The organism is Deinococcus sp. LM3, assembly GCF_002017875.1.
Lineage (GTDB): Bacteria > Deinococcota > Deinococci > Deinococcales > Deinococcaceae > Deinococcus.
In genome coordinates this window covers 1,750,491-1,757,500 of sequence record NZ_MUFV01000001.1, presented here as the reverse complement: position 1 = coordinate 1,757,500, position 7,010 = coordinate 1,750,491, and the positions used below count along the sequence as shown (strand labels likewise).

Genomic DNA, 7,010 nt, shown 5'->3' with positions numbered 1-7,010 from the left:
CGCCGGTACGCAGCACTGAACGTGCAGCCCACCTTTGCCACGCAGTCCGGCCCTCTGCTGCTGCAGGACGGCAAGGTGCATCCGGCGTTCAACCGTTCCGGGGCGTCTTTCAAACTGCGCAGCGGGGTGGGTGTCTGCCGGGACGGCCGGGTCCGGTTCGCGGTCAGTGCCGGGCCGGTGAACTTCTACTCGTTCGCCGTGTTCTTCCGGGACACGCTGGGCTGCCCAGACGCCCTGTACTTGGACGGGAGCATCAGCGCCTATGCCACCGCAGATCGCAGCACACAGCTGGCGGAGTTCGCGGGTATCTGGAGTGTCAGCCGCTGACCGCGGTCCATCACGGACAGCCGCCTGCCCCCAGAGTGGGAAGCAGGCGACCGTTGCCCGGCAGGGAGGGGGTCAGTTACCGACGGTCAGGGTCACGCGGCTGAGGGGTTCGGCGGCCGCGTCACCGATCGGGCGGACCTCGTAGGAGATGGTGCCCGCGCCGGGCTTGCTCTGGTAGCTCCAGCCGCAGGTGGCGTCCAGGGGGATGTCCTTGGTGCCGATGGTGCGCTCGCCGCGCTTGACGGTCACGCTGTAGCCCTCACCCTGGCCGACTCCGCCGAAGCGGAAGGGTTCGCTGACGGTCTGCCCGTCCGTGATGCTGAGGGTGTAGTCCTCGGTGCAGTTCGCGGCGCTGGCGTCGGCGCTGGCCGCCGCGACGGTCGTGCTGACCGTCCCGAGTTCCGTGCCGTCCGGGCCGTTGACCGAGTAGGTGTGCGCGCCGGCGGCGGGACTGGGGACGTCGAAGGTCCAGGTGCCGTCCTCGCCGACGGTGATCTTGCCGAGGCTGGTGCCGTCCTCGAACAGTTCCAGTTCCTCGCCGGGCGTGCCGGTGCCGTTCATGGTGAAGCCGCCGGCCGGGAGTTCCGTGTCCGCGGCGGGAGCCGCGATGGCGAAGCCGGTGGCCACGGCGCCAGTGGTGTCGGTACCAGCGGTGTCGGTGGTGGTGTCGGTGCCTGTGGCGTCGGTGCCCGTGGCATCCGTGCCGGTGGCGTCCGTACCTGCATCAGCGACCGTCACCTTGAACTCGCTGCGGGCCGAACCGCCCTCCACGGTGTACGTGTGCTCGCCCACGGTCGGGGCGGGCAGGTCGGCCGTCCAGCTGCCGTCCTCGCCGACGGTGGCGGCCGCGACCTCCTGACCCTCGTCCTGGATGGTCAGGGCCACTCCGGCGGGGCCGGTGCCGCTCATGGTGAACGGCTCGGGCGGCAGGTTCGCGTCGGAGGCGGGGTTGGTGACCAGGATGCTGGCCGCCGGATCGGTCACCGTGGTGGCCGTGCCGTCCGTTCCTGCCGGCTGACGGTTGACCAGCCAGCAGCCGCCCAGCAGCAGGAGTGCCAGCAGCGGAATGATCCACCAGGGGAATCCGCCGCGCCGCTCGCGTTCCGGGGGGGCCGGAGGCACGGGCGTGGTCGTGACCGGCGTGACCGGCGGCACGTTGGCCCGCGCCGCCGTGGCAGCCGCTGCGGCACCGGCCGCACCCAGACCGGCCGCGCCCACACCGGCCGCCGCGACGCCAGCCGCGCCCCCCGCACCGAGCAGGGCGCCCAGGCTGCTCAGGCCCGTGGGCAGCAGACCGGCCAGACTGCCGCCCATCCCGCCCAGCAGGCCGCTGAGACCGGCCGCGCCCAGATTCCCGGCGCTGGCGCGGCGGCCCAGGACCGCCAGGACCAGCGGGGTCATCAGGGCCAGCAGGCGGCCGGCGCTGGCACCGCTGCCGCCCAGCGCCGTTCCCAGCCGGCCCGACAGACCCTCGACATTCCCGAAGAGGCCGCCCAGCAGCCCGCGACCCTGGCCCTCGATGCGGGCCGTCTCGGCCGCGTCGTTCAGCGTGTTGGTGTTCAGCTGGCCGTGACTGTCAGCCAGGGACTCGAAGGGTCGCGCGAGGTTCAGCAGGTCGGTCGCTCCGGACTCGGTCCGGCCCTTCTGGACCAGGGCATTCAGGACGAGCGGCAGGGCCGCCTGCGTGGCGCGGCGGCCCGCGCTGCCACCGAATCCGGCGGCCGTCCCGATCCGCTCGGCCGCCTCACCACTGAACTGCCCCTTGAGGAAGTCGAGCATTCCCTCGGCACTCAGGGCGCCGGCCGCGCCGACCGCCGCCACGGACGGCGTGGTCATGGAAGGCACGCCGACGACCGGAGCCTGGAGGTCCGGCACATGGGCCCGGTCGGCCGGGGTGACCGCAGGGTCCGGCTTGCCCAGCCCCACGGCGCCACCCAGTCCCGCCACGCCACCCAGCGCCGCACCGCCCAGCGCGGTTCCGGCGCCCAGCAGGCCACCCAGGCCGCCCAGCATGGAGCCGATGTTCCCGGCGTTCGCGCCCCGCTGGCCCAGCAGGCTCAGCAGCAGCGGGAGCGCCATGCCCATCAGGTGCTGCGCCCCGCCGGCCGGCACGCCCGCCTGCTCGGCGACCGTCTGCGCGACCGTGCCCGAGCGGCTGCCCAGCAGCACCGGCCCGAGCAGTTCGCCGGCCTGCCGCAGGTTCTGCGCGCCGTCCGCTCCCTCCATGGCTTCCTGAACACTGCCAAAGCGCGGGAGGTTCTCGATGGCTTCCGCGATCTGGGCCGGGCCGCCGGGGGTGGCGGCGTGGTCGGCCAGGGCGTCGAGTTGCAGGGGCAGTCCGACCCCCAGGGCCCGCTGGGCGCTGCCGAGGTCCAGACCTGCGGCCTGACCGAGTCGCGCGGCTCCGTCGCCTCCGAAGAACGATTGAATCAAATCCGTGATGTTCATGACGCCTCCTGGGTGTGTGACGCTGCTGGATCTGTACCGTTACGGCTCTGGTACCGGCGCCTCTGCCAGCCCGGTTCACGCCGCGTCGGGTCGCATTCGGGTGGGCAGGACTTCCGGCGCAAGTGTAAGTTATTTCACTCGGGCGCGGCGATCGGATCAGAACGGCCCTTACCGTAACATTCATGTCCGGCGCGCGCTGCAACGGCTTCTTCATGCATTCCGGCGCGGCCCTTCCCCCGGTGGGGGCAGTCGCCTGTCGGGGCGTTCCCCGGCTTCACCTGCCGCGCCGGTTCAGGGTGCGCGGCGGTAGGTGCTCTGGACCAGACCGCTCGGGAAGGCCCGCGTCCCCAGATGCTTCCAGTGCAGGTCCGCCTCCAGCGGTCCGAACAGCGGCCGGCCCTGACCCAGCAGCACCGGCACGCGCGTCACGGTCAGTTCGTCGATCAGACCGGCCCGCAGGAACGCCTGCACGGTCTGCCCGCCGTCCACGTACACGCCGCCCGCCCGGCCGCTGTCCCGGAATCGCGCCCGCAGATCGGCAGCCAGCGCCCCGACCGGGCCGGGATGCACGCTCAGGCCAGGGCGGCCCGCCGGCAGATCGTCGGCCTGCAGCGTGCGGCTGAGCACCACGACCTCGTGGCCGGCGTACGGCCAGGGCTCGAAGTCACGCACCGTCTCGAAGGTCGCGCGGCCCATCACGATCACCTGCACGCCGTCCATGAACGCCCCGAAGCCGTGATCCTCGTCCGCCGGGGCGGGCACACCCTCCGGGGACGCGCCGGGCAGCCAGTCGAGTTCGCCACCGGGCCTCGCGATGAACCCGTCGAGACTGACCGCCACGAACACCCGGAACGACACGCCACTCATGCGGACACCCGCCCACGCGGCCCGCGCCCAGGGGACTCCATAACCCAGTCAATCGGAGGCTGGATCATATCTGCCCCAGGTACCGGTCGCGGTACACCACGTACGCCAGTCCCAGCGTGCTGAGCGTGCTGACCAGACTGCTCAGGCCGTAGCTGATCAGCGGCAACGTGATTCCAGTCAGCGGCAGCACGCTCAGGGCCGCGCCGATGTTCTCGAGAACCTGAAACCCGATCTGCCCCAGGATGCCCGCGAACAGCACCTGATCCTGCAGGCGTGGCGATTCGGCGGCCATGCCCGCCAGCCCCCAGAACAGCGCGCCGTACAGGACCAGCACGACCACGCCCCCCACGAAGCCCTGTTCCTCCAGCCACGTGGACACCGCGAAGTCCGTGTGCGCCTCGGGCAGGAACCCGTTGTGCGACTGACTGCCCTGCTTGTACCCCTTGCCCTGCAACCCGCCGCTGCCGACCGCGATGGTGCTCTGGATGACCTGATACCCGGCCCCGCGCGGGTCCTGGTACGGGTCGAGGAAGATCGTCAGCCGCTTCTGCTGGTACGGCTCCAGGTTCGGGTACAGCACGGTCGGCACCGTGACCCCGACGGCCAGGACAGCCAGCAGCGCGTGCCAGACCGGCATGCGGGCGGCCAGCATCATCACGGCGAACATCACGCACAGCACCATCGCCCCGCCGAAGTCCTGAATGACCACCAGTCCCAGCGCCGGCAGGAACACCGCCAGCGCCCGCACGTACGTCCTGGCGCCCTTGAAGCCCTCGCGGAGCGTGACGGCCAGCATCAGGATCAGCGCGAACTTCAGGATCTCCAGCGGCTGGAACTGCAGCGGCCCCACCACGATCCAGTTGCGCTGCCCGTTGACTTCCTTGCCGATCACGAAGGTACTGACCTGCATCAGCAGCGCCAGTCCGTACAGGTACGGCGCGGCGCGGTAGATGCGGTCCCGGCCCGCCCACCACAGCAGCGCGATGGGCGCGGCGGCCAGGGCGACGCCCATCAGCTGCTTGTTGAAGATCCCGCTCGACGCGCGGGGCGACAGGGCAGCGGTACTGACGGTCATCAGGCCCACGACCAGCAGGGCCGCGATCACCACGGGAAAACGCAGGTCGTACTTCAAAGGCAGCTCCGGCGGGCAGGGAAACACGTCACCCCCACAGGCTACGACCTGCCGGGGTGACGTGGATGGGAAAGCGGGGAGTGGGGGGTGCGCGGCGGTCCTTATACGGATTCCGTCTGTTCCGTTGACAACCCGGAAAACCACCGGGTTGCCCACTCCACGACCGGAACCCGTTCGCCTTCTACTCGCGTCCGCTCGGATTGAACGGTTTGGACAAACCATTCAATCGAAGTTCGTGTTACAGGCGGCTCTTGGGGTCGAAGGCGTCGCGCAGGCCGTCACCCAGAAAGTTGAAGGACAGCACGGTGATCAGGATCGCCAGTCCGGGCCAGAACGCCAGGTAGGGATGCTCCAGCACGACCTCGTTGGCGTTCGAGAGCATGTTGCCCCAGGTGCTGACGGGCGGCTGGATGCCGAAGCCCAGGAACGACAGGGCCGCCTCGCCCAGGATCGCGCCGCCGACTGCCAGGGTGCCGTTCACGATGATCACGGCGACCACGTTCGGCACGAGGTGACGGAACATGATGCGGGCGTTGCGGGCGCCCAGCGCGCGGGCGGCGTCCACGTACTCCAGGTTCTTGAGTTTCAGGACCTCGCCGCGCACGAGGCGGGCGGTGCCCATCCAGCCGAAGAACGTGAAGATCCCGATGATGATGAACACACTGGCGTTCGGCGTCTGTCGCAGCGCCACGATGGCCGGGGCGTCACTGGCGAGCAGCAGGGCGCTGAGGGTCAGCAGCAGCGGCAGTTCCGGGATGGACAGCATCAGCTCGATGAAACGGCTGATGACGGTATCGACCAGTCCGCCCAGAAAGCCGGACAGCAGGCCCATGATGGTGCCCAGGCCGACGCTGAAGATGGCGACCGTGAAGCCCACGATCAGGCTGACGCGGCTGCCGTAGATGATGCGCGACAGCAGGTCGCGGCCCAGGCTGTCCTGCCCCAGCAGGTGCTGCGAACTGGGCGGCGAGTAGATGCCTTCCAGGTCCTGGGCGTTCGGGTCGTAGGGCGCGATCAGCGGCGCGAAGATCGCCATCAGGATCAGCGCGGCGATCACCATCAGGCTGACCATGGCGGCCTTGTGGCGGCGCAGGCGGCGCAGGGCGATCTGCAGGGTCGAGCGGCTCTTGGCGGGCGGGGCGGCCGGGGTGGCAACAGCGGTGGTCATGGCAGCCGTCCTTTAGGAGTACCGGATCCGGGGATCGACGAGGGCGTAGGCGAGGTCGGTGAGCAGCTGGAACACGACGGTCAGCAGGGCCAGCATCATCAGGCAGACCATCACCACGTTGAAGTCCTTGGTGACCAGCGCGTCCAGGATGGCCTTACCCATGCCGGGCCAGGAGAACACGGTCTCGGTGATGACAGCGCCGCCGAACAGGCCGGGAATGCTCAGGCCCATGATGGTCACGATGGGGGTCACGGCGTTGCGCAGCGCGTGCTTGTACAGCACCCGGCGGTCCGCCAGTCCCTTGGCGCGGGCAGTGCGGACGTAGTCCTGCGTGAGCGTTTCGAGCATGTTGGCGCGCATGAAGCGCATGGTCACGGCGATCTCGCGCAGCATCAGGATCATCAGCGGCAGCAGCAGGTACTTCAGTTTGTCCAGCGTCACCGCCCACCACCCGGCTTCCGGGGGCACGTCGCCGCCCAGACCGCCCGGCGGCAGGGACAGCACCCCGCCCGTCAGCTGCGGCAGATAGATCGCGAAGAAGTACAGGGCCAGCGCACCCACCCAGAACACCGGGGCGCTGACCGCCACGAACGCGAAGAAGGTCAGGACGTAATCCAGCACCGAGTACTGCCGCACGGCGCTGAAGATCCCCAGCGGCACGGCGATCAGGGTGCTGATCACCAGCGCCGGCACGGTCAGCAGCAGCGTGTTCGGCAGGCGGTTCTGGAAGATGTACTCCAGCGCGGGAATCCCGAAGTCCTGCGAGTACCCGAAGTTCCCGGTGACGGCCTGCTGCAACCAGAAGAAGTAGCGGGTGATCCAGGGCTGGTCCAGGCCGTACGCGGCGCGCAGGCGGGCGATGTCCTCGGGGGTGATGTTGCTGTTGCCGAACACCAGCTGATCGACCGGGTCGCCGGGTTGCAGGGCGGTCAGGCCGAAGATCACGAGGCTGATCACCAGCAGCAGCGGAATCATCTGAATCACTCGTCGTAGTGCGTAGGTTCCCATGTTCGAACTCCTGAAAAAACGGCGCGGGAGGGAAAGCGTGTGTGCCTTCCCTCCCGCGCC

Annotated in this window: 6 protein-coding genes (1 of these 6 only partly in view); 1 reads left to right on the top strand and 5 read right to left on the bottom strand. The window is 69.6% G+C overall.

Annotated features, from left to right (window positions below; all coding sequences use genetic code 11):
• Positions 1 to 327, top strand: partial view of a phosphodiester glycosidase family protein gene (locus BXU09_RS08245; RefSeq protein WP_078301775.1) — the final stretch only. Its footprint begins 411 nt before the window's first position; 327 of the gene's 738 nt are visible here — the last part of the coding sequence; its start codon lies off the left edge, out of view; it ends in the stop codon at positions 325 to 327.
• A gap of 72 nt (positions 328 to 399) precedes the next feature.
• Here the strand turns inward: BXU09_RS08245 and BXU09_RS08240 are convergent, their stop codons facing one another.
• The 5 genes from BXU09_RS08240 to BXU09_RS08220 all read right to left on the bottom strand — a co-directional run bounded on the left by BXU09_RS08240 (position 400) and on the right by BXU09_RS08220 (position 6,950).
• Positions 400 to 2,775, bottom strand: a complete 2,376-nt coding sequence (locus tag BXU09_RS08240) for a DUF937 domain-containing protein (RefSeq protein WP_078301773.1) — start codon at positions 2,773 to 2,775, stop codon at positions 400 to 402.
• Positions 2,776 to 3,066: 291 nt separating this feature from the next.
• Complete coding sequence (locus tag BXU09_RS08235) at positions 3,067 to 3,642, bottom strand: dihydrofolate reductase family protein (RefSeq protein ID WP_078301772.1); 576 nt, start codon at positions 3,640 to 3,642, stop codon at positions 3,067 to 3,069.
• Positions 3,643 to 3,706: 64 nt separating this feature from the next.
• Positions 3,707 to 4,774, bottom strand: coding sequence for an FtsW/RodA/SpoVE family cell cycle protein (locus BXU09_RS08230; protein ID WP_078301771.1), 1,068 nt, complete (start codon positions 4,772 to 4,774; stop codon positions 3,707 to 3,709).
• 238 nt (positions 4,775 to 5,012) lie between these two features.
• Positions 5,013 to 5,942 (bottom strand): ABC transporter permease, encoded by a 930-nt coding sequence (locus BXU09_RS08225; RefSeq protein ID WP_055362309.1) that lies wholly within the window; start codon positions 5,940 to 5,942, stop codon positions 5,013 to 5,015.
• 12 nt (positions 5,943 to 5,954) lie between these two features.
• Entirely contained in the window at positions 5,955 to 6,950 is a 996-nt protein-coding gene (locus tag BXU09_RS08220; protein ID WP_055362308.1) for an ABC transporter permease, read from the bottom strand.
• Positions 6,951 to 7,010 lie beyond the last annotated feature (60 nt).

Bases quoted from the DNA above. Each gene is read 5' to 3' on its own strand.
- BXU09_RS08240 (WP_078301773.1), bottom strand. From the start codon at position 2,775: ATGAACATCACGGATTTGATTCAATCGTTCTTCGGAGGCGACGGAGCC.
- BXU09_RS08235 (WP_078301772.1), bottom strand. From the start codon at position 3,642: ATGAGTGGCGTGTCGTTCCGGGTGTTCGTGGCGGTCAGTCTCGACGGG.
- BXU09_RS08225 (WP_055362309.1), bottom strand. From the start codon at position 5,942: ATGACCACCGCTGTTGCCACCCCGGCCGCCCCGCCCGCCAAGAGCCGC.
- BXU09_RS08220 (WP_055362308.1), bottom strand. From the start codon at position 6,950: ATGGGAACCTACGCACTACGACGAGTGATTCAGATGATTCCGCTGCTG.